At 73.0% G+C, this 21,257-nt stretch carries 17 protein-coding genes, 1 tRNA gene and 1 other RNA gene; 6 read left to right on the top strand and 13 right to left on the bottom strand.

Annotated elements, in window-relative coordinates; translation table 11 throughout:
- Window positions 1-56 precede the first annotated feature (56 nt).
- The 9 genes from ACFVU7_RS12060 to ffs all read right to left on the bottom strand — a co-directional run bounded on the left by ACFVU7_RS12060 (window position 57) and on the right by ffs (window position 9,407).
- The gene (locus ACFVU7_RS12060; protein ID WP_388044982.1) at window positions 57-1,355 is read right to left on the bottom strand and encodes a hypothetical protein; all 1,299 of its coding nucleotides are present in this window, start codon (window positions 1,353-1,355) and stop codon (window positions 57-59) included.
- Window positions 1,348-1,893, bottom strand: coding sequence for a SigE family RNA polymerase sigma factor (locus ACFVU7_RS12065; RefSeq protein WP_049658157.1), 546 nt, complete (start codon window positions 1,891-1,893; stop codon window positions 1,348-1,350). Before ACFVU7_RS12065 ends, ACFVU7_RS12060 begins: the two co-directional genes overlap by 8 nt.
- Window positions 1,894-2,185: 292 nt before the next feature.
- Window positions 2,186-3,253, bottom strand: a complete 1,068-nt coding sequence (locus ACFVU7_RS12070; RefSeq protein ID WP_387973478.1) for an aspartate-semialdehyde dehydrogenase — start codon at window positions 3,251-3,253, stop codon at window positions 2,186-2,188.
- Between the two features lie 28 nt (window positions 3,254-3,281).
- Window positions 3,282-4,562 carry an aspartate kinase gene (locus ACFVU7_RS12075; RefSeq protein ID WP_074001801.1) on the bottom strand — a complete coding sequence of 427 codons (1,281 nt, stop codon included), beginning with the start codon at window positions 4,560-4,562 and terminating at the stop codon, window positions 3,282-3,284.
- A 376-nt stretch (window positions 4,563-4,938) separates the two neighbouring features.
- Complete coding sequence (locus ACFVU7_RS12080) at window positions 4,939-5,652, bottom strand: DUF5063 domain-containing protein (RefSeq protein ID WP_241852803.1); 714 nt, start codon at window positions 5,650-5,652, stop codon at window positions 4,939-4,941.
- Window positions 5,645-6,244, bottom strand: coding sequence for a recombination mediator RecR (gene recR / locus ACFVU7_RS12085; RefSeq protein WP_049658152.1), 600 nt, complete (start codon window positions 6,242-6,244; stop codon window positions 5,645-5,647). The genes ACFVU7_RS12080 and recR overlap by 8 nt, the downstream gene beginning before the upstream one ends.
- Before the next feature lie 264 nt (window positions 6,245-6,508).
- Entirely contained in the window at window positions 6,509-6,850 is a 342-nt protein-coding gene (locus ACFVU7_RS12090; RefSeq protein ID WP_074001802.1) for a YbaB/EbfC family nucleoid-associated protein, read from the bottom strand.
- 159 nt (window positions 6,851-7,009) lie between these two features.
- Complete coding sequence (locus ACFVU7_RS12095) at window positions 7,010-9,235, bottom strand: DNA polymerase III subunit gamma and tau (RefSeq protein ID WP_388044983.1); 2,226 nt, start codon at window positions 9,233-9,235, stop codon at window positions 7,010-7,012.
- Between the two features lie 81 nt (window positions 9,236-9,316).
- An RNA gene (gene ffs / locus ACFVU7_RS12100) (signal recognition particle sRNA small type) lies at window positions 9,317-9,407 on the bottom strand.
- Between the two features lie 111 nt (window positions 9,408-9,518).
- Here ffs and ACFVU7_RS12105 point away from each other — a divergent pair.
- Window positions 9,519-9,603: transfer RNA gene (locus ACFVU7_RS12105), tRNA-Ser, on the top strand.
- A 58-nt stretch (window positions 9,604-9,661) separates the two neighbouring features.
- Here the strand turns inward: ACFVU7_RS12105 and ACFVU7_RS12110 are convergent.
- A complete protein-coding gene (locus tag ACFVU7_RS12110; RefSeq protein WP_074001804.1) occupies window positions 9,662-9,862 on the bottom strand; it encodes a hypothetical protein in 201 nt (66 codons plus the stop codon).
- Window positions 9,855-12,233: a type I restriction-modification system subunit M/S gene (locus tag ACFVU7_RS12115; RefSeq protein WP_158077683.1), complete on the bottom strand. Its 2,379-nt coding sequence runs from the start codon at window positions 12,231-12,233 to the stop codon at window positions 9,855-9,857. Before ACFVU7_RS12115 ends, ACFVU7_RS12110 begins: the two co-directional genes overlap by 8 nt.
- Before the next feature lie 1,544 nt (window positions 12,234-13,777).
- On the opposite strand from ACFVU7_RS12115, the gene ACFVU7_RS12120 reads away from it, so the two are divergent.
- Window positions 13,778-14,602 carry an alpha/beta fold hydrolase gene (locus tag ACFVU7_RS12120; protein ID WP_388044984.1) on the top strand — a complete coding sequence of 275 codons (825 nt, stop codon included), beginning with the start codon at window positions 13,778-13,780 and terminating at the stop codon, window positions 14,600-14,602.
- 28 nt (window positions 14,603-14,630) lie between these two features.
- Here the strand turns inward: ACFVU7_RS12120 and ACFVU7_RS12125 are convergent, their stop codons facing one another.
- A complete protein-coding gene (locus ACFVU7_RS12125) occupies window positions 14,631-15,314 on the bottom strand; it encodes a hypothetical protein (RefSeq protein ID WP_388044986.1) in 684 nt (227 codons plus the stop codon).
- Window positions 15,315-15,425: 111 nt separating this feature from the next.
- Here ACFVU7_RS12125 and ACFVU7_RS12130 point away from each other — a divergent pair, with 111 nt between their 5' ends.
- The 4 genes from ACFVU7_RS12130 to ACFVU7_RS12145 all read left to right on the top strand — a co-directional run bounded on the left by ACFVU7_RS12130 (window position 15,426) and on the right by ACFVU7_RS12145 (window position 20,421).
- A complete protein-coding gene (locus tag ACFVU7_RS12130; protein ID WP_388044988.1) occupies window positions 15,426-16,052 on the top strand; it encodes a TetR/AcrR family transcriptional regulator in 627 nt (208 codons plus the stop codon).
- A 127-nt stretch (window positions 16,053-16,179) separates the two neighbouring features.
- Window positions 16,180-17,289, top strand: a complete 1,110-nt coding sequence (locus tag ACFVU7_RS12135) for a hypothetical protein (RefSeq protein ID WP_388044989.1) — start codon at window positions 16,180-16,182, stop codon at window positions 17,287-17,289.
- 209 nt (window positions 17,290-17,498) lie between these two features.
- Window positions 17,499-19,937 carry a helicase C-terminal domain-containing protein gene (locus tag ACFVU7_RS12140; RefSeq protein ID WP_388044990.1) on the top strand — a complete coding sequence of 813 codons (2,439 nt, stop codon included), beginning with the start codon at window positions 17,499-17,501 and terminating at the stop codon, window positions 19,935-19,937.
- A gap of 70 nt (window positions 19,938-20,007) precedes the next feature.
- Complete coding sequence (locus ACFVU7_RS12145) at window positions 20,008-20,421, top strand: VOC family protein (protein WP_117488574.1); 414 nt, start codon at window positions 20,008-20,010, stop codon at window positions 20,419-20,421.
- Here ACFVU7_RS12145 and ACFVU7_RS12150 read toward each other — a convergent pair.
- Entirely contained in the window at window positions 20,418-21,158 is a 741-nt protein-coding gene (locus ACFVU7_RS12150) for a helix-turn-helix domain-containing protein (protein WP_388044991.1), read from the bottom strand. The two genes, ACFVU7_RS12145 and ACFVU7_RS12150, sit on opposite strands and share 4 nt — an antisense overlap.
- Between the last annotated feature and the right edge of the window lie 99 nt (window positions 21,159-21,257).

The raw sequence follows: 21,257 nt of genomic DNA on the forward strand, positions 1-21,257 counted from the left end.
CGCCCCGGCCCCTCCTCTACATCGGCGGCCACGCTCAGGCCGTCGTCACCGAGCCGTCACCGAGCCGTCGGTGAGCCCGACGGCTGCGGCGCCGGGCCGCCCAGCCCCTGGACGCCGCCGCGGTAGACGGTGCCGCTGCACGCCACCGGCAGGGTCGCCGTGGCGGCCGCCGGGCTGCCGGGGGCGGGGGTGTGGGCGATGGTCACGGCGGGCGGCGCGGTGGTCGGGTTGCCGGTCGGCGTCGCGGTCGGGCTGGGGGCCGTGGTGGGGCCCGCCGACGGGGACGAGGAGGCCGGCGGGTTGGCGCTGACCTCACTGGTGGGGACGGAGGCCGGGGCGCCGGACTCGGCGGCGGGGACGTCCGAGCGCAGGGCCACCTGGTTGACGCTGTTCGACGGGGTGCTCAGGGTGCCCGAGCCGGTACAGGTCTGGTCGGGGACCCAGGCGAACGGCACCCGGTACCCGGCCCGCGGCGCGAGCACCGGCGGCTCCCCGTCCATCGCGGGCAGGCCGGCGGCCGGGTCGCCCGGGGCGTGGTCGGCGGTGCGGATGCGGCCGCGGTCGCCGCCGCTGACGGCGGTGACCGCCACCGAGCCCGGCCCGCCGAGCCGACAGCTGCGCCCGGACACGTTGTAGACGGTGAACGAGCCGTAGATCCGCCCGTCGCCGTCGGCCGTGCCGACCTGGGCGAGGCCCTCACCGAGGTCCGTCCGGGTGCAGAGCGGGACGATGCCGCCGTCACCGGCGCCGGAGGTCCCGCTGGGCGCGACGCCGCCGTCGGTGCTCGCCTGCCCGCCGCCGGGGCTGTGCGGGGCCGAGGCCGTACCGGGCGGCGGGGTGGTGTCGCCGGGGCCGCTCGGGTTCGCGTGCGAGGCCGCCCCGGTGCCGCCGGTCGTCCCGGCGGTGCCGCTGGGCGAGGCGGCGGCCGGGCTCTTGGCGTCGGCCGAGCCGGGGCCGCCGGAGAGCCCGAGGTGCTCCCCCTCGTGCAGGACGGGCAGGCCGATCGCGACGACGAAGGCGAGCGCGGCCGCCCCGGTCCAGGCACCGCGCCGGGCGGCCCGGCGGCGGGGCACCGCCCGCCGGATCCGCGGCAGCCCGCCGGCCGCGGGCTGGATGCCGGAGACGGCGCCGTGCAGCAGTTCGCGCACCGCCCGTTCCTCGGTGGACAGGGACAGCAGCTCCTCCGGGGCCTCGGCCCCGGGCCTGCTCGCTCTGGAAGCGCCGAGCCCGGTCGCGCCGAGCCCGGTCGCCCCGGGCTCGTTCGCCCCGGGCGTCCCGGGTCCGTTCACCTCAGGCCCGCCCGCCTCCGGAGTGCCGTCCGCCGGCCGCCGTCGGTCGCCGTCCGCCTCAGCCATGTCCGGCCGCCATCTGGACGCGCAGGGCGGCGAGCCCGCGCGAGCCGTAGGCCTTCACCGAGCCGAGCGAGATGCCCAGGGTCTCGGCGACCTGCGCCTCCGTCATGTCCACGAAGTAACGCAGCACCAGAACCTCCCGCTGACGGCGTTGCAGACCACGCAGCGCGGCCTTCAACTGGTCGCGCTCCAGGGCATCGTAAGCACCTTCTTCTGCACTGGCCATGTCAGGCATGGGCTTCGGCAGCAGTCGCAGCCCGAGGATGCGGCGGCGCAGCGTGGAGCGGGACAGGTTGACGACCGTCTGCCGCAGGTACGCCAGGGTCTTCTCGGGCTCGCGCACCCGGCGCCGGGCGGCGTGCACCCGGATGAACGCCTCCTGGACGACGTCCTCGCAGGTCGAGAGGTCGTCGAGGAGCAGCGCGGCGAGCCGCAGCAGCGAGCGGTAGTGCGCCTGGTAGGTCGCGGTGAGCAGGTCCTCGCTGGTACCCGCGTCGGTACCGGCACCGGAGTCCGCCGCACCGGGTGCGGCCGCCGTCATCTGGTCTTCTTCCGGCCTACTCGCAGGCCTCGGGGCGCGCGAGGGGAAGGACACCGCGGCTCTTGCCGGGATGCCCGCCCTTGCCCCCACCATCACGTTCGCCACGCACGTTGGACACTCGATCCCCTGTCATGGTTGCCCAGCCCGGGGCCCATTCTTCCGCATCGGCGGAAGAGGCCTCCAGGGGATTCCCACGGGATTCCGGACAGATTGTGTCGAGGAGCGAACACAGGTATGGACACAGGTGTGGACACAAGCGGGCACATCGGAACCCGTGAGAGCCCGTCAGGACCTAATCCGTCGGCGTTCCCGCCGTCAGCTCCGCCGCCACCAGCTCGGCCAGCTGCACCAGGTTGAGCGCCGCGCCCTTGCGCAGGTTGTCCCCGCAGAGGAAGAGGTCCAGCGCCTCCGGCTCGTCCAGCGCCCGCCGGACCCGCCCGACCCAGACCGGGTCCGTCCCGACCACGTCGTTCGGCGTCGGGAACTCGCCCGCCGCCGGGTCGTCGTAGAGGACCACGCCGGGCGCGTCCCGCAGGATCTCCTGCGCGTGCTCCTGGGTGACCTCGCGTTCGAACCGCGCGTGCACGGCCAGCGCGTGGGTGCGGACGACGGGGATGTGGACGCAGGTCGCCGAGACCTTCAGGGCGGGCAGGCCGAGGACCTTGCGGGACTCGTCGCGGATGCCCATCTCCTCGGCGGACCAGCCGCCCTCGCGCAGCCCGCCGGTCCAGGGCACGGCGTTGAGCGCGAGCGGGGCGGCGAAAGGCCCCTGATCGGCGATCAGCGCGCGCAGGTCGCCGGTCTGCCGGCCGACCGCGGTGCCCGCCACCAGCCCGGTCTGCGCGCGCAGCGCCGCCTCGCCGTCGCGGCCCTCGCCGCCGGCGGCCTGGTAGGAGGCGACCACGAGCTGCGCCAGCCCGTACTCGGCGTGCAGCGCGCCGACCGCGGCGATCATCGCGAGCGTGGTGCCGGCCGGACTGGCGACGATGCCGCGCGGGCGGATCCGCAGCGCGGCCGCGTTGACCTCCGGGACGACCAGCGGCACGTCCTCCGCGGTGCGGAAGGCGGCCGAGTCGTCGACCACCACGACGCCCTTGGCCGCCGCGATCGGCGCCCACTGGGCGGAGACCTGGTCGGGGACGGCGAAGACCGCGACGTCGATCCCCGCGAAGGCCTCCTCGTTCAGCGGGACGACCCCGACGGTCTCCCCGCGCACCACCGCCGTACGGCCGGCCGAGCGCGGGGAGGCGACGAGTCGGACCTCGCCCCAGACGTCCTGGCGGAGGGAGAGCAGCCCGAGCAGCACCTCGCCGACCGCGCCGGTGGCGCCGACGACGGCGAGGTTGGGACGCCGGGTCATCGCCCGGCGTCCCGGCCCGGTGCCCGGGTCATCGCCCGGTGCCGCCGTAGACGACGGCCTCGTCGCTCTCGCTGTCCAGGCCGAAGGCGCTGTGCACGGCACGGACGGCCTCCGGCACGTCGTCGGCGCGGGTGACCACCGAGATGCGGATCTCCGAGGTGGAGATCAGCTCGATGTTGACGCCCGCGGCGGACAGCGCCTCGAAGAAGGTCGCCGTGACGCCCGGGTTGGAGCGCATGCCGGCGCCGACCAGCGAGATCTTGCCGATCGCGTCGTCGTAGCGGAGCGACTCGTACCCGATGCCCTGCTTGACCCGGCCCAGCGCGTCGATGGCCTTCTGGCCCTCGGTCTTGGGCAGGGTGAAGGAGATGTCGGTCAGGCCGGTCGACGCGGCGGAGACGTTCTGCACCACCATGTCGATGTTGACCTCGGCGTCGGCGATGGCGCGGAAGATGCGCGCCGCCTCGCCCGGCTTGTCGGGCACGCCGACGACGGTGACCTTGGCCTCGGAGGTGTCGTGGGCGACTCCGGAGATGATGGCCTGCTCCATCTCGCCCCCTTCGGGCTTGTTCGGGTTGTCGTTGCTGACGATCGTCCCGGGAAGACCCGAGAAGGACGAGCGTACGTGAATCGGGATGTTGTAGCGACGGGCGTACTCGACACACCGATCGAGCAGCACCTTGGAACCCGACGAGGCCAGCTCCAGCATGTCCTCGTAGGCGATCCAGTCGATCTTGCGGGCCTTCTTCACCACGCGCGGGTCGGCGGTGAACACGCCGTCCACGTCGGTGTAGATCTCGCAGACCTCGGCCTTCAGCGCGGCGGCGAGCGCCACGGCGGTGGTGTCCGAGCCGCCCCGGCCCAGCGTGGTGATGTCCTTGCTGGTCTGGGAGACGCCCTGGAAGCCGGCCACGATCGCGATGTTGCCCTGGTCCAGGGCGGTGCGGATGCGACCGGGCGTCACGTCGATGATGCGCGCCTTGTTGTGCACGGAGTCGGTGATGACACCGGCCTGGCTGCCCGTGAAGGACTGCGCCTCGTGCCCCAGGGATTTGATCGCCATGGCCAGCAGCGCCATGGAGATGCGCTCTCCAGCGGTCAGCAGCATGTCGAACTCACGGCCGGCAGGCAGCGGTGACACCTGCTCCGCGAGTTCGATGAGCTCGTCCGTCGTGTCGCCCATCGCGGACACCACGACGACGACCTCATGGCCGGCCTTCTTGGCGTCAACGATTCGGCGGGCCACGCGCTTGATGCCTTCGGCATCCGCAACGGATGAGCCGCCGTACTTCTGCACGACAAGGCCCACGTGCGCTCCTCGACTCGAAGTCTTTTCCGGGGGCTACGGGCCCCCGTACCCCCCGGGGGAGAGGGGGGTGCGGTCGTCGTCAGTCTACCGAGCAGGGGTGCTCCGACCGGCGCTTTCCATATCGTGAGACGGTAGTTTCAGCACGTGAGCGGCCGTACGGGCGGCTCCGCCGTCAGGTCTGCGGGCGATTCGGTACCGCTCCGAAGAATCGCCCGACCGGGGGCCGGCGATCCGGCCGGATTTCTTTTCCGGCCGGGGCGCTGAGGCATTCGTCACAATCCGAGGGCGCATTCGATCAGCCCGCGATCCGTGCCGGGATCCGTACCGCGTTGTGCCCGCGATCCGCCGGCTTCCCACCGGATTTCCGCCCGGGAAACTACCGCCCGAGGCCGAGCTCGGCCGCCATCAGGTCGCCCGCCTGCTGCTCCAGCTGCTCGTCGGTGAGCCCGTCGTCGTCGGTGTCCGCGCCGTCCGGCGCCGCGCCGATCGGGCTGTCCAACCGGACGTGGGCGATCAGCGACTGCAGGGCCCGCAGCACCGCCGTGCAGGTCGTGCCCCAGTTGGAGAGGTACGAGAACTGCCACCACCACAGCGCCTCGCTGACCCGGCCCTCGCGGTAGTGGGTCAGGCCGTGCTGGAGCTCGCTGACCACGCCGGCCAGGTCGTCCGAGATCCGGAAGGCGTTGGGCTTCTCCGGCGGACCGTACGGGTCGAAGACCTCGTGGTAGACGTCGATCGGCGCGAGCAGCTCGGCGAGGCGCTCGCGCAGCTGCTCGCCGTCCGGCTCGGGGCCGGTGTCCGGCTCGAACCGGTCCTCCGGGACGACGTCCTCGATCGCGCCCAGCCGGCCGCCGGCCAGCAGCAGCTGCGAGACCTCCAGGAGCAGCAGCGAGACCGCGCTGCCGGGCTCGTCGCCCTTGGCGACCTCGGTGACGGCGAGCACGAAGCTCTCCACCGAGTCGGCGATCTGCACGGCGAAGTCGTCCGGCTCCGAGCCGTGGCCGTGGACGTGCGGGGCGTGCGCCCCCGGTTCCCCGTGGGACTGCTGGTGGGGGGTGTGGGGCTGCTGGTTGATCGTCCGGTCAGACATCGAGCAGTCGTCTCCCTTCGAAGGCGCGGCCGAGGGTGACCTCGTCCGCGTACTCCAGATCCCCGCCGACGGGCAGGCCGCTCGCCAGACGGGTCACCTTCAGGCCCATCGGCTTGCAGAGCCGGGCCAGGTAGGTGGCGGTCGCCTCCCCCTCCAGGTTGGGGTCGGTGGCCAGGATCAGCTCGGTGACCGTGCCGTCCGCGAGGCGCGACAGCAGCTCGCGGATCCGCAGGTCGTCCGGGCCGACGCCCTCGATGGGGCTGATCGCGCCGCCCAGCACGTGGTAGCGGCCGCGGAACTCACGGGTGCGCTCGATGGCGACGACGTCCTTGGGCTCCTCGACCACGCAGATGACGGCGAGGTCGCGGCGCGGGTCCAGGCAGACCCGGCACCGCTCGGCCTCCGCGACGTTGCCGCAGACCGCGCAGAAGCGGACCTTGTCCTTGACCTCCAGCAGCGCGTGCGCCAGCCGGCGCACGTCCGTCGGGTCGGACTGCAGCACGTGGAAGGCGATCCGCTGCGCGCTCTTGGGCCCGACGCCGGGCAGCCTGCCCAGTTCGTCGATCAGGTCCTGAACCACGCCCTCGTACAACGTCGCGCCTTCCCTCGGATGGTCGGTGTGCCGGACGGCCGGTGGAGCCGGGTGGCTGGTGGGGCCTGGCGGCCCGTGGAGCCGGAGCTGGTGAAGCCGGGTGGCCGGGGCCGGTGGTGCCGGACGGCCGGTGGTGCTCCGGTGCCATCATCCAACGAATCGGGCGTCGGACACAGCGCCCGACGCCCGACTCCCACATAAATCACATGGGTCTGTCGTCTGAACTTCAGACCTTCTGGCCTTGGAAGCCGCCGTTGGACGACGTCAGAACGGCAGGCCGGGGATGCCGCCGCCGCCCAGGCCCTGGGTCAGCGGGCCCATGCGCTCGGCCTGCAGCTTCTGCGCGGTCTGGTTGGCGTCCCGGACGGCCGCCAGGACCAGGTCGGCCAGGGTCTCGGTGTCGTCCGGGTCCACGGCGGCCGGGGAGATGCTCAGCGCCACCAGCTCACCGGCACCGGTCACCGTCGCCTCGACCAGGCCGCCGCCCGCCGAACCGCTCACCTTCGCCTCGGCCAGCTCCTGCTGGGCGTTCGCGAGATCCTGCTGCATCTTCTGCGCCTGCTTCAGCAGCTGCTGCATGTTGGGCTGGCCACCACCGGGGAACACGGCTGTCTCCTTGCTGTCACGGCTGTCGTACGGCGCTTCGTCCGTCACCGCCGAGCCTACGTGCTGCCCGCCGGTCCGGGCCCCGGATCGGGCCCGGATCAGGGTCCGCTCAGGGGCCCGTAGGCCTGGAGACCTGGGCCGGAGGACCCGGGGGCCGGTTCAGGAGCCCTGGTGGTGGATCTCCTCCAGCACCGTCGCCCCCAACTCGCGGATGATCAGCTCCTGGCCGGAGAACACGTCCTCCTTGAGGTCCGGGTCGTCCGCCTCCGGGACGTCGTCCTCCGGAGCCACCGACCGCACCGGACGGGCCTGCGCCGCCACCGGCGGCGGGGCCTGCACCGGCGCGGGCTGCACGGGCGGGGCCTGGACGGGCGCCGGCGCGGCCTGGACCGGCGGAGCCTGCACGGGCGCCGGGGCTGGCGCGGGCATCGACGGCGCGGCGGCCGCCGGACGCGCCGCCGGGGCTCCCCAGCCGCCACCGGCCTGGGCACCGCCACCCGGTGCGCCGCCGCTCTGGCCACCGCCGGACAGGCCGCCGCCGGACGGGCCGCCGACGCCGCCGGACGGGTCGATGATGCACTCGATCCGCCAGTCCACGCCCAGCGCGTCGGCCAGCGCGGAGCGCAGCACGTCGTCGCTGTTGCTGCCGACGAAGCTGTCCCGGGCGCCGGCGTTGATGAAGGACACCTGGAGCACACTGCCGTCGAACCCGGCCACCTGGCCGTTCTGGCTGAGCAGGATCCAGGTGAAGCGGCGGCGGTTCTTGACCGCCTCCAGGATCTGCGGCCACAGCTGCCGCACCTGCGCGGCACCCTGCTGCGCGGACGCCGACGGCTGCCCACCGGGAGCCGCCACCGGGGCGGGGGCCGGGGCGGGCACGGGAGCGGCGGCCGGCGCCGGGGCCGGAGCCGGGGCGGCCTGCGGCTGCGCCACGGGGGGCGCCGCGGGAGCCGCGGCGGGGGCCCCGCCGGCGGGCGGGAAGCTGCGCGGGATCGGCCAGGCACCCGGCGCCGGCCCGGCGGGCGCGGCGGCGGGCGGCGCGGCCTGTACGGGCTGGGGGGCCTGCGCAGGCTGGGGGGCCTGCGCGGCCGGTACGGCGGCGGGCTGGACCGGCGCGGGCGCCACCGGCACCTCGGCCACCGGCGCCACCGCCATCGGAGGCGTCGCCGTCGGAGCCGCCATCGGCATGCCCCCGGGCACCGCCATCGGCGCGGCGAACCCGCCCGCGGACGCCCGTCGCTCCAGCTTGTCCATCCGCGCCTGCAACGACAGCTCGTCGCTGTACGCGCCCGGCAGCATCACCCGGGCGCAGATCAGCTCCAGCTGCAACCGGGGCGCCGCGTTGCCGCGCATCTCGGTCAGCCCGGTGTTGACGAGGTCGGCGGCCCGGCTCAGCTCGGCCGCGCCGAACGCGTCCGCCTGTGCCTGCATCACCGCGACCCGGTCGGCCGGGGCGTCGATCAGCCCCTTCTCCCCCGCGTCCGGCACGGTGGCCAGGATCACCAGGTCGCGCAGCCGCTCCAGCAGGTCGGTGACGAAGCGGCGCGGGTCGTGCCCGCCCTCGACCACCCGGTCGATCACCTGGAACACCGTCGCCCCGTCGTGCGCGGCGAAGGCGTCCACCACCTCGTCCAGCAGCGCGGAGTCGGTGTACCCGAGCAGCGCCGTGGCCATCTGGTACGTCACGCCGCCCTCGCCGGCCCCGGCCAGCAGCTGGTCCATGACCGACATCGAGTCACGCACCGACCCGGCCCCCGCCCGCACCACCAGCGGGAACACGGTGTCCTCGACCTGGATCCCCTCCCGGCCGCACACCTCCGCCAGGTAGTCGCGCAGCGTGCCGGGCGGGACCAGCCGGAACGGGTAGTGGTGCGTCCGGGACCGGATCGTCCCGATCACCTTCTCCGGCTCGGTGGTCGCGAAGATGAACTTGAGGTGCTCCGGCGGCTCCTCGACCACCTTCAGCAGCGCGTTGAAGCCGGCCGAGGTCACCATGTGGGCCTCGTCCAGGATGAAGATCTTGTACCGGCTGTGCACCGGCGCGAAGAACGCCCGCTCGCGCAGCTCGCGCGCGTCGTCCACACCACCGTGCGAGGCGGCGTCGATCTCGATCACGTCGATCGACCCGGGCCCGCCGGTCGCGAGGTCCCGACAGGACTGGCACTCCCCGCAGGGCGTCGGCGTCGGCCCCTGTTCGCAGTTGAGGCAACGGGCCAGGATGCGCGCGCTCGTCGTCTTGCCACAGCCGCGCGGCCCGCTGAACAGGTACGCGTGGTTGACCCTGTTGTTGCGCAGGGCCTGCTGGAGCGGAGCGGTCACGTGCTCCTGCCCGATGACCTCCGCGAAGGTCTCGGGGCGGTAGCGGCGGTACAGGGCTAGGGACACACCCCCGACGATATCGGGACGGACCGACAAACGCGTCGCCCCTCACTCCGCCGACCGTCCCCGACCGGGCCCCGGGAACGCAAAGACCCCTCGCGCACCCGCCAGAGCCCTCTTACCCTTGCTGCCTTCCGGCCCTGGGGGGGTTCAGAGAGATGACGCCACACGAGGGGCTGACCCCCACAGTACCGGATCCCCGCCCCAACGATCCACAGGCCACCCCCACCCTCCCGCCTGCGGGACAGGTGGTCGCGAGCACCCCGAAACATGTACTAAGCTCTCCCACGGAGGATTCGCCTAGAGGCCTAGGGCGCACGCTTGGAAAGCGTGTTGGGGGCAACCCCTCACGAGTTCGAATCTCGTATCCTCCGCCGGCAGAAGGCCCGGACCGCTCAGCGGCCCGGGCCTTCGTCGTTTCCGGTGTCCGGTTCAGCCGCTCACGGCGGCCGAGAGGACCGCGAGGCAGAGCAGCATGCAGCTGGCGAAGGCCGCGCCGGCCGTGATGACGGCGCTGTGCCGGTCCGTGCCGGCGCCCCGCTTCAGCATGAAGGCCAGCAAAGCGATGACCACGGAAGTGAGCGCGGAGACAAGCAGCCACGGGACTCGCGTGACGACGGGCAGGCTACTCATTTTCGGCTTCCTCTGCTGTGGTGTGGTCGATAGGAGGGATGAGGCCCGCATCGGACTGGTGAGTGGTCGGCAGTGCCGCGGTGTCCACCAAGAGCGTTGAAAGCTCGCCCCTGGCGGCATCGGCTGCGGCAGCTGCCTGCTGGTGGGCTGCGATCTGATCGTCGAGCGCACGCAGAAGCTCTCCAACGCGCTGCTGCTCCTCGTACGGCGGCAGCGATACCGGGAGCTGCCTCATCGCGCTGGTCTTGATCGAGTGGACGGTCGACATCGCCGCCCGGTCCTTGATCCATGCCTGGGCTCCCGGAAGCGAGAGGTATGCCAGGACGAAACGCGGGTCCACATCGGGTTCGAAGTCGTACAGCCGGAGGAGGTTCCCGCTGTAGAGGCTGCCGGCCCCCTCCTCTCCCACCAGTGCCACGGGTCCGACCGTCCCGGTACGCGTGCAGAGGATGTCGCCCTCGCGCAACAGGAACCGTTGGAGCTGCTGCGCGTCGCGTGCCGAGATTCTGGTGTCCTCGCTGCCATGGATCCGCCGGTTTCGCAGGTGCTTGGGCAGCACCACTCGGACAGTGCCGTCCTCGGAGTACATCCCGGGGTTCAGCAAGGAGGGCGACGGGCCTGGCTGCACCTTGCACAGATCCTGCAGGAGCACGTTCCGTCGGCCGCCCGCATCGGGTTCCGGGCTGCGGCCGGGCGCTGCCCGCTCCCAGAGCCGCCACGCCTCCGCGTCCAGGGATCCCGCCAGGTCCAGGGAATCGTCGAGCTTCCGACGGGCGGATTTCACCTGCTCGGGTGTCGCCGCCTCGTACGCGCCGAGGCTGACGTAGTCGACGGGGCTGAGCGAGTAGCCACGCTGCTCGATCTCCTCCACGGCGACGGATCGACCGAGCGCGCGCGCTTCGTCGGGCACGGGGTTCCCGTCACGCAGCGATCGGTGGATCTGTCCCAGGAGCCGTACGTCGTCGGGGCTCAGCTCTCGGCGGGTCCGCGTGACCAGCTCACCCAACTCGCGGGCATTGATGAAGTGCACCTCGGCACGTTGCGACGGCGCCGACAGGAACCAGATGCAGGCCGACACCGCGGTACCGGTGAAGAGGTGTGGGGGAAGGGCGAGGATGCCGTCGACGACCCCGTCCTCGACCAGGGCTTGCCGGATCGCGCGCTCCCTCGGCTGGTCGGATACGGCAGCGTTGTCCGCCATGATCACCGCAGCTCGTCCACCGGGTCCGAGAGTGGAGAGGATGTGCTGGATCCAGGCGAAGTTGGCGTTGGACGGAGGCGGGGACCCATATCGCCAACCTCCGGCCACGACCCGGCCCGATTCGGCGTTGAACGGCGGATTCGCCAGAACCAGGTCCACCCGTTCCTGCCGTCGCTCCGCCGGCTCGGGCCATGGTGCGATGTCATGGGCGCCCACCCGTGGCGTCACACCGTGGAGCATCAAGTTCATCGCGGTCAGGCGCAGCGTCGCCTCGTCCGGCTTTCCGGCCGTTACCCTCAACACCGAACCGTCACCACTGGCCGCCACCATGGCCGACAGCAGTTCACCGCCACGCGGATAGGGATCGTGGAGCCGGCCCGACACACCCGCCGGGGCAACCAGCTCCCTCAGCAGGGCCACCACCGTTCTGGGTGTGAAGGCGCTACGACTGTCCATGCGCACGACCTCGGCGTACGCGTCGAGCAGATCTCGGAAGGCATCCCGGTCGAGTCCAGCCACCGAGGTCATCAACTGCGGTACGTCAGCAGCGAGTAGGGGCTCAAGACCCTGCAGCGCAAACCGCATGGCTGGCGCCGCCCCACAGGTCTTCAGCAACCGATCGGTTCGCTCCCCCACCTCGCTGAGGAAGCCTTTGGGTGTCACCGCCGGGTGTGCGCCGACCCGATCCTCCAGGGCCACCCAGTCCTTGTGTGCTCCCCACCTCAGAAAGATCAGGCACATCGGCAAGGGAAGATAGGCCGTCAGCGACGGCGCGCCCCACGTTTCCACCATCTGGGGTTTCAGCAACTCTGCCAGGACTTGCCGGGACCGCGACCGCGACTGTTCGGCACTCGGTGAAGAGACGGCGAACCCAGCGGCCCGGTCGGCCGCGGGCACTCCCTCGTACTGCCCGGACAAGGCTCGGACCCTGTCGCCATAGGTGATCCCTACGTGCTCCCCCTCCCTCCGTGCCGACTTGGGCACAGACCGGGCGTCGAGCCATCGCACGATGTCAGCGAGCCGAAACAACCGCTTGTGGCCGACCCGCTGCTCCTGCGGAAAGTCCGGATGGCGGTTCTGCCAGTTCGTGACCGCAGGGGCCCCGACGCCGGCCAGCTCTGCAATCTTGGCCCGGGAGACGAGTCTCCTGTCACTACTCTTGTCACTCAACGCAGTCATTCTCCCCGTCATCGGTCGGCTGCCCTGTTGAAGCAAAGCTAGATGGCTGACCATCAGAGCACCAACTGCGCACTGAAGTGCGCACAGATCTCTACTACCGCAACCTTCAGAGAAAGCGCAGACCGCCACTCAAGATAGTGGTCATGAGCTGCAGCTTTACTGACAAGCCGTGAATGCACCTCCATAGTCGACCGATGCAAGGAGCAAACCGTGAACTTCACACTTTCAGGGAGGGCGCACCATGAGAAGCCTTCGAGTGCCCTCTGGAAGTCAGCATCCCCGAAGGTCGCGAGGAGTGTCGACACTCTCCGTAATTACCCCTGCAGAGCGGAGGCATCGACCCGGCCGCGTCCGCTCCCGTTCAACGCGGCCCCACGCAGGACGTCCAGCCCGATCGGCCACTCCGGGCTCCGGCCCGGGGGCGCAGCCCTTCCGATCGACTTCGGAACACATTCCGAAGTATCGTCGAGTCCCCCTCTCACTGTGTCGTTCTCCGACCTCTCGAAGAACTCGAAGCGTGTCGCGGACACCGTCGAGCGGGCACAGCGCGTCCACGTCACCCGTCGTGACGGCGAGGACCCGTACCTGACCACCGAGCGTCACGACCGTCAGCGCGAGGAGGCCGCGGATGCCACCGCGCGCCTGTTCGCGGCCTTGATCACCAGTGACGAGGGTGCGCGCGGTCCTCCTCGCCCTCCCCGAGGTCTTCCCGTGGGCTCGACATCTGTCGGCCGAGGAGGTGCGCGAGTTCGTCGTCGACCTCGTGGACGCCACCCGCGACGTGAGTGGAACTGGACGTCCACACCAACCTGCACCGCGTGATCGTCGAGTGACGGGCCACTGCCAGGATCCTGGCGGACCCCACACTGAGCGCCCAGCCCACCGAGCCACTTCCTGGTGATGACCACGGCGAGGTACTCGCCCTGTGAGCCCCAGGCGTGGAGACGACGTCCCGCCACCACCGGTCGGTGACGAGTGGCGGCTGCGGTTCGCCACCAACGAAACCGCCAAGGGGTGGGGCCACCTCTGCATGGAGGCGCCGGGCAACACCCGACGCTGCTTCGAAGCCCTCCGCACCACCCCCTGTCCACGAGTGACCCGATCGAGAGCACCGACTCCGCGGCCGCCTGGCGACGCGCGTTCTCGGTAGGTGAGCACCACCTGGTCTCAGTTCTGGTCTCGTTCACCCCCGTCCAGCCAGATTCAGTTGCCCCTCAGTGGTTGACGACGCCGCAGGTCAGGACGGGTGTGAACCACGGCGGACGGGGATCGAAAGAATTGGAAAGCGTGTTGGGGGCAACCCCTCACGAGTTCGAATCTCGTATCCTCCGCCGGCAGAAGGCCCGGACCGCTCAGCGGCCCGGGCCTTCGTCGTTTCCGCGTCCATGGGCTTCCGTCCCGTCAGGGCTTTGATCCGCCCCAATCGCGCGGGGCGGCCGTGCGTGTGGTGTCGGGCCCGTCGCGGTTGCGGGGCCGGGCCCGGGGTGCCTCAATGGCCCCGGCGGCGACCGCCGTCTGCGGGCGAGGAGGGCGGCATGCCACGGGTCGCGGTGAACGGCGTCGAGCTCTTCTACGAGGTGGGCGGGGACGGCGAGCCGCTGGTCCTGGTGCACGGCTCGTGGGGCGACCACGGCAGCTGGGGGCCGGTCCTGCCCGCCCTCGCGCAGAAGTTCCGGGTCCTCGCCTACGACCGGCGGGGGCACAGCCGCAGCGAACGCCCGCCGGGGCGGGGGTCCCGGTTCGAGGACGAGGAGGACCTGGCCGCGCTGATCGAGACCCTCGGGTTCGCGCCGGCGTACGTCGCGGGCAACTCCTTCGGCGCCTCGACCGCGCTCGGCCTGGCGGCCCGGCGGCCCGAGCTCTTCCGGGGCCTCGTCGCCCACGAGCCCCCGCTCCTGGGCACCGTCGCCGACGACCCCCGGCTGCTGCCGATGACGGCGGCCACCGGGGAGAGGATCGAATCCGTCCTCGCCCTCCTGACGGCCGGCCGGACCCTCCCGGGGGCACGCCGGTTCGTGGAGGAGGTCGCCCTGGGGCCCGGCGCCTGGGACCGGCTGCCGGAACAGCTCCGCGAGACCTTCGTCGCCAACGCCCCCACCTTCGCGGACGAGCAGGCGGACCCGCAGTGGGCCAACCTCGACCTCGGCCGCCTCTCCCACTACACCGGGCCCGCCCTGCTGACGAAGGGGACGCAGAGCCCGCCCTGGTTCGCCGCGATCGTCACCCGGCTCTCCGCGGCCCTGCCCCAGGCCGAGACCCACACCTTCGAGGGAGCCGGGCACATCCCCCACCTCAGCCATCCGGACGCCTACGCGCAGCGCCTGACCAGCTTCATCGAAGGAGCCGGCCGGACCCCCTAGCCGGTCTCCAGGACACGGCAGTTCAGGGTCAGGCCGCCCGGCCGGGGGCCGGGCGGGACGCGCCGGCCGGGCGGAGCCGGCGGCGGACGGCCCAGGCGGCTGCCGCGAGGGCGAAGCCGTAGACGGAGACGAGTCCGTGGCCGTTCTCCTGGGCGATCCACATCGCGAGGCCGAGGGCGGGGACGCCGGCCGCCAGGGCGAGCTCCTTGGGGAGGCGGGTGCGGGTGAGGAAGGCCAGGGCGAGGGTGGCGCCGAGGAAGTAGGTGGCGCCGGAGCTGCCGGCGAAGTTGCGGGGGTCGGTGCTGGGGCCGCCGCCGAGGCCGAGCAGGCTGTCGACGCGGCCGGGCAGCAGGATGCCGGCGAGGAAGAGGCCGAGGGTGAGCGGGCCGCCCCAGTACCACTGGGCGAGGGCGGCGACGGCGGCGAGGGTGACGAGGTTCCACAGGCCGCCGAAGAGGCCGCCGTTCTGCATGAACACCGAGGTGAACTCGCGCCACCAGCCGGACTTGGCGGGGTCCGCGTCGAGCGCGTCCATGGCGCCGGACCAGAGCAGCTGGAGCAGGACGCCGCCGACGGCGAGCGCGGTCAGGGCGAGCGCCGCCCACGGGAGCGGCCGTCCGCGCAGGGTGTCGCGGCCGACGACGCCGAGCCCGCAGTTGACCATCATGACCATCAGCGCGGCCGTGGTCACGTTGAAGACGATCGCTCCCATGTCTGGCCCTCCCCCCCGGTTCCGACGTTTTCCAACGCCGTTCGAAAACCTGATGACGCCAAGCTAGCACAGTTTTCGAACAGCGTTGGAAAACGTTGTACGGTGGACCGCATGAAGCTCACCAAGGAGCGCATCGTCGATGCGGGCATGGCCGTCTTCGCGGAGGTCGGCTACCAGAACCTGTCCATGCGCCAGGTCGCCGACCGCCTGGACGCCCACGCGGGCAGCCTCTACTACCACGTGCGCGGCAAGGACGAGTTGCTCGCCCTGATGGCCGACCGGGTCTGCCGCAGCGCGTACGACGCCGGCACCGAGGCCCTCGCCGCCCTCCCGCCCACCGCCACCTGGCAGCACCGCGTCGAGGCCCAGGCCGCCGCCCTGCGCCTGAGCCTCAAACAGCACCCCGGCGGCGCCCAGCTCCTCGCCGAGAGCCCCGGCGTGCTCAGCCCCGGCGCCCTCTCCCTGATGGAACGCCTGCTGCGCACCCTCCTCGACGCCGGCCTCCCCGCCGAGCACTGCGGCATCGCCGCCGACACCCTGCTCAGCCACGTCACCGGCTTCGTGCTCCAGGAGCAGAACCAGCCGGCGGCGCCACCGCCCGTCACCGCGGAGCAGTACGCCGAGCTGTGCGAGCGGTTCCCCCTGCTCATGGGCCCGTTGATCCCGCGCGTGGGCCAGGACGAGAAGTTCACCCGGAGCGTCCGCCTGCTCTGCACCGGCTTCGCGGCGCTCTCCTAGCGGCGCCCTCCCGGGCGAGGCGGGCCCGGACCCCTGGCGTCCCCGCGGGACCCCGCTGGGTGAACTCCGCGCGCCAGGCGATTCGACCACGACATAACTTCGCGTTATGAGACTTCACTCTTCGCGCATGAGGTTCTGGGGGCAGGCCGGCGTGGTCGCCGCCGCCGTGGTGGTGCTCGGCGCCACGGCGGCGGGGGGCGCCGTCGGCCGAGCACCGTTCCTCGGGCCGCTGAACACCGTGTCCCCGGTCGCCTCGACCGTGCCCGCGAACGGGGACGTGAACCCGTACGGCACGTTCGTGATCCAGCACAGCACGGGCAGGCTGCACCGCGGCAACGTCCTGATCAGCAACTTCAACAACGCGCAGAACCAGCAGGGCACCGGGACCACCCTGGTCCAGGTGAGTCCGGACGGCGCCGTCAGCACGTTCGCCCAGATCGACCCGGCGCACCTGCCCGGGCCGTGCCCCGGCGGGGTCGGGCTCTCGACGGCGCTGACCGTCCTGCCGGGCGGCTGGGTCGTGGTCGGCAGCACGCCCACCACGGACGGCACCTCCGCCACCGTCCAGGCCGGCTGCCTGCTGGTGCTGGACAGCAACGGCACGGTCCGCGAGACCATCGCGGGCGACGGCATCAACGGCCCGTGGGACATGACGGCCGTCAGCTCCGGCGACCGCGACGAGCTGTTCGTGACCAACCTGCTGAACGGCACGGTCGCGGGCGGCGGGGCCGAGGTCGACCAGGGCACCGTCCTGCGGATCACCCTGTGCCGGCCGGGCGGCGCACCGCCGCAGCGGATCGCGACCACCCGGATCGGTTCGGGCTTCGGCCAGCGCACCGACCCGGCCGCCCTGGTGATCGGCCCGACCGGCGTCGGCCTGGGCCACGACGACACGCTCTACGTGGCGGACACCCTCGCCAACCGGATCGCCGCGATCCCCGACGCCGTCCACCGCGTCTCCGACGCCGGTACCGGCACCACCGTCAGCACCGGCGGCAACCTCAACGGGCCGCTCGGCCTGGCCGTCGCCCCCGGCGGCGACGTCCTCACGGTGAACTCCGGCGACGGCAACCTGGTCGAGACCACCCCCGCCGGCGACCAGGTCGCCGTCCGCACGCTCGACGACAGCGGCACCCCGCCCGGCGCCGGCGCCCTGTTCGGGCTCGCGGTCGACCTCGACCGCGACGCCGTGTACTTCGTCGACGACGCCACCAACTCCCTGAACGTCCTGCACTGACCGCCCTGCCGCGGGTGCTGCTCCCGTACGCTCCCGTCCCCGAGGGCCCGGACCGCGACCACCGACCGCGGCCCGGGCCCTCGCTGTCTCCCGAACCGCCCGCCGGTCGCTTCGCCGTGCGGCCCGAACCGCCCGCCGGCACACCGTGTTTGCCATGCTTGAGCCCCGGCCGGTTCCGACCTGGGACGGCGTCCGTCCTCTGTGGTGAGGTGTTCCCCATCGGCAAGACAAGTGGATCGACCCTGGTCGCGTGGCTGCGCGGCGCCGACGCGGCACAGGTCGTACGGGTCCTGGCCTCGCGCCCGGACGCCGCGGTGGAGCCGGAGCCGCGATCGGTCGGCGAACTGGCGGACCGGCTCCAGCGCCCGGCCTCGGTCGCGCTGGCGATCCCCCGACTCACGCTGCCCGAACTCCAGGTGGCGGAGGGCGCCGCCGCGCTGGCGCCTGCCACCCGGGACGTACTGGCGAACCTCCTCGACGCGACGGACGGGGAGAGCGCTCACCAACTGGAAGCGGTACTGCGGGAGTTGGCCGATCGCGCGCTGGTGTGGCCGGGCGGCGACGGGCGGCTGCACGTGGCGGCGCCGCTGCGGCAGGTGTGGGCCGCACCCCTCGGGTTGGACGCGCCACTGGCACGGCTGCTCGCGGACACGACCTCCACCGATCTGGGCCGCATGCTCGCCGCCGTCGGCATCACGTCGACGGGCACCAAGCAGAAGCGGCTGGCCGCGCTGATCGACCACCACGGCGATCCGGACCGGGTCACCGCGCTGGTCGCCAAGGCCCCCGCGGCCGCCCGGAAACTCCTGGAGCAACGTGCGCGGCAGGCGCCGGAGCGGTCGGCCCGCATCCTGTACGGCCTCCCGCGGCCGGATCCCGGGCCGGGCGAACGGTGGGCGCTGGAACGGGGGTTGCTGATCCGGGACGGGCGCTGGTACGGGCCCGCCCGGATGCCCTCGGAGGTGGCCCTCGCGCTGCGCGGCACCGGCTGGCACGCCCCGTTCACGCCCGTCCCGCCCGAGGTCCGGACGCGGCCCGTCACCGGATCGGCGGTCGACCGGGAGGCCGCCGCCGCGGCGATGGCGTTCGCCGCCCACGCCTCCTCCGTCCTCGCGGCGTGCGCCGCCGCTCCCCCGGCCCGGCTGAAGTCCGGCGGGATCGGAGCCCGCGAGCTGTCCCGGCTCGGCAAGGCCGCGAAGTGCGACGACACTGTGGTGCGCATCGCGCTGGAGTCGGCCGCCGCGGCCGGGCTGCTGGCCCGGGACGGCGACCGGGTCGCGGCGACCGAGGCCTACGACGGCTGGGCGGAGGGGGAACCCGCCGACCGGCTCGCCGTGCTCCTCCGCGCCTGGTGGACACTGCCGCTGACCCCCGGCGGGAGCCGCGACGAGGAGGGGAAGGCGCTGCCCGCCCTCGCCGGAGCCCCGCCCCGCGGGGGCTGCGTCCAGGCCCGGCACGGACTGCTCGCCTCCGCGGCGCGGCTCCCGGCGGGTGAGGGGGCGACCGACCCGGCGGACCTGGGGGCGCTGATCGCGTGGCAGCGTCCGCTCGTCGACCAACTCGCCCAGGACGCCAGCCCGTTCGCCACCCTGGTCGGCGAGTCGGAGCTGCTCGGCGTCCTCGCCCTCGGCGCCCTGTCCCCGCTCGGGGCGGCCCTGGACGCCGACGGCCCGGACGCGGTGGCCGCCGCCTGTCGACGGCTGCTGCCCGCCTCCACCGGGTCCGCCCGCTTCGGCAGCGATCTCACGGCCGTGGTCGCCGGCACGCCCTCGACGCCCCTCGTCACGCTGCTGGACTCCGTCGCCGACCGGGAGGCCACCGGTACGGCGTCGGTATGGCGGTTCAGCCCGGACAGCGTCCGCCGCGCCCTCGACGCCGGCCACACCGCCGACACGCTGACGGCCGACCTCGCCGCCATCGCCGTCGCCACCACCACGGAACCGCTGCCACAACCGCTCGCGTACCTGATCCGCGACACCGCGCGCGGCCACGGCCGGGTGCGCGTCGTCTCCGCGGCCTGCGTGATCCACGGCGCGGAACCCGCCCTCCTCGCCGAACTGGCCGCCCACCGCAGGCTCGCCCCGCTCGGCCTGCGGCAGTTGGCACCGACGGTGCTGATCAGCCGGACCCCGCCGGACGAGACGCTCGCGGCCCTGCGGTCGGCGGGCTACGCCCCCGTCGCCGAGGAGCAGGACGGATCCGTCCGCATCGAGTGGACCCGGCGACACCGGGCAACGAACCCACTCCCGACCCCGCGCCGACCCGCCGGCCCACGGCGGAAGGCCGTCCGCGTCGCGGGCGCCCGGACCGCCACCGACCTGGCAGCCGTCGCCGCCCGGCTACTGGCGGCCCCGCAGGAGGCTCCGGAGCCCGACCCCGACGACGGCCGCCCCTACGCCAGCGACACCGAGGAGATCATCGCCGGGCACGCGCGCAACCTGTCCTTCACCGACGTCCGCCAACTGGCCCACGCCGTCAACGAGAAGCAGCCGATCACCGTCGAGTACACCGCCACCTCGGGCAACACGACCGTCCGCACCCTGAGCCGCCTCGAACTCGACGCGCCCTACCTCCACGCCTGGTGCCACCTGCGCGACGCCGAACGGGTCTTCACCCTCTCCCGCATCCACGGGGTGATGCCCTCGTAGCCGGGCCGTCGGGCGGCCGGTGTCCGATTCGTTCAAGACCGGGTGGGGCGGGGGTGCCTAGCGTGGGGGCATGAACAGCACAGGTGTACCGCAGTTCGCGTTCGTCGGGCTGGCCGTTGCGGATGTGGCCGCCTCGGTCGGCTTCTACCGGCGGCTGGGGGTGGGGTTTCCCGAGGGGGCGGAGGGGGAGCCGCACGTCGAGGGCGAGGTGCCGGGCGGGCCGCTTCTGGTACTCGACTCCGAGGCCACCATCCGGTCGTTCCATCCCGGCTGGCGGCCGCCGAGCGGCGGTAGCCGGTCCGCACTGGCGTTCCGCTGCGCGAGTCCCGCGCAGGTGGACGCGCTGTACGGGGAGTTGACCGGCGCCGGGTACCACGGGGAGTTGGAGCCGTGGGACGCCTTCTGGGGGCAGCGGTACGCCGTGGTGCACGATCCGGACGGCAACGGGGTGGACCTGCTGGCACCGCTCGAGGACAGGCCCTAGGAGGAGAGCAGCGCGGTCAGCGGCAGGCCCGCCAACTCCCTTACGTCGCGGGCCAGGTGGGCCTGGTCCGCGTAGCTGGTCCGGGCCGCCGTCTCGGCCGGCGGGACGCCGGAGCGGGCGAGGGCCAGGGCGCGCTGGAGGCGCAGGATCCGGGCGAGGGTCTTGGGCCCGTAGCCGAAGGCGGCCAGGGAGCGGCGGTGCAGTTGGCGGGCGCCGAGGCCGACCGTCTCGGCCGTCGCGGCGACGGAGCGGCCGGCGGCGAGCGAAGCGGCCACGGCGCGGATCAGGGGGTCCTCGGGCTGGGCGTCGGCGGCCAGCCGCAGGGCCAGGGCCTCCAGGGCGGCGGCCGGGTCGGGGGCCGCGTCGATGTGTCCGGCCAGCCGACGGACCTCGGCGGCTGGCCGCAGGTCGGCCAACTCGACGCGGCGGTCCCGCAGTTCGTGCGCGGGGACGCCGAGCAGGGCGGGGGCGGCGCCGGGGCGGAAGCGTACGCCCGCCCACGGGCCGCGCAGTCCGGGGCCGGGGTGGAAGGCGCGGGTGTCCGGTCCGGCGACCAGCAGCCGGCCCTCCGTCCACAGCAGGTCCATGCAGCCGTCGGGCAGGACGAGCCCGGCCCGCGCGGCGCCCGTACGCCCGGCACTCGCATGCCCGCCTGTACGCCCGAGGGCCGGCTTCGTCCACAGGACCGCGCCGGGCAGCCGGCACGCGCGTTCCTGGTACGAGGTGGACGGTTCCATGATCCGAGGCTACGCGCCCCGCAGGGACCCGGCGGGCGGACGGCAGCAGGACAGCGGCAGGAGGGCGGCAGGGCGGCGGGCGGACGCCGACGGCCCCGG

The organism is Kitasatospora sp. NPDC058046, from assembly GCF_042885595.1.
Lineage (GTDB): Bacteria > Actinomycetota > Actinomycetes > Streptomycetales > Streptomycetaceae > Kitasatospora.

Excerpts from the sequence above, each read along its gene's own strand:
- ACFVU7_RS12060 (WP_388044982.1), bottom strand. The coding sequence starts at position 1,355 with ATGGCTGAGGCGGACGGCGACCGACGGCGGCCGGCGGACGGCACTCCG.
- ACFVU7_RS12065 (WP_049658157.1), bottom strand. The coding sequence starts at position 1,893 with ATGACGGCGGCCGCACCCGGTGCGGCGGACTCCGGTGCCGGTACCGAC.
- ACFVU7_RS12070 (WP_387973478.1), bottom strand. The coding sequence starts at position 3,253 with ATGACCCGGCGTCCCAACCTCGCCGTCGTCGGCGCCACCGGCGCGGTC.
- ACFVU7_RS12080 (WP_241852803.1), bottom strand. The coding sequence starts at position 5,652 with ATGTCTGACCGGACGATCAACCAGCAGCCCCACACCCCCCACCAGCAG.
- ACFVU7_RS12110 (WP_074001804.1), bottom strand. The coding sequence starts at position 9,862 with ATGAGTAGCCTGCCCGTCGTCACGCGAGTCCCGTGGCTGCTTGTCTCC.
- ACFVU7_RS12120 (WP_388044984.1), top strand. The coding sequence starts at position 13,778 with ATGCCACGGGTCGCGGTGAACGGCGTCGAGCTCTTCTACGAGGTGGGC.
- ACFVU7_RS12125 (WP_388044986.1), bottom strand. The coding sequence starts at position 15,314 with ATGGGAGCGATCGTCTTCAACGTGACCACGGCCGCGCTGATGGTCATG.
- ACFVU7_RS12130 (WP_388044988.1), top strand. The coding sequence starts at position 15,426 with ATGAAGCTCACCAAGGAGCGCATCGTCGATGCGGGCATGGCCGTCTTC.
- ACFVU7_RS12135 (WP_388044989.1), top strand. The coding sequence starts at position 16,180 with ATGAGGTTCTGGGGGCAGGCCGGCGTGGTCGCCGCCGCCGTGGTGGTG.
- ACFVU7_RS12145 (WP_117488574.1), top strand. The coding sequence starts at position 20,008 with ATGAACAGCACAGGTGTACCGCAGTTCGCGTTCGTCGGGCTGGCCGTT.
- ACFVU7_RS12150 (WP_388044991.1), bottom strand. The coding sequence starts at position 21,158 with ATGGAACCGTCCACCTCGTACCAGGAACGCGCGTGCCGGCTGCCCGGC.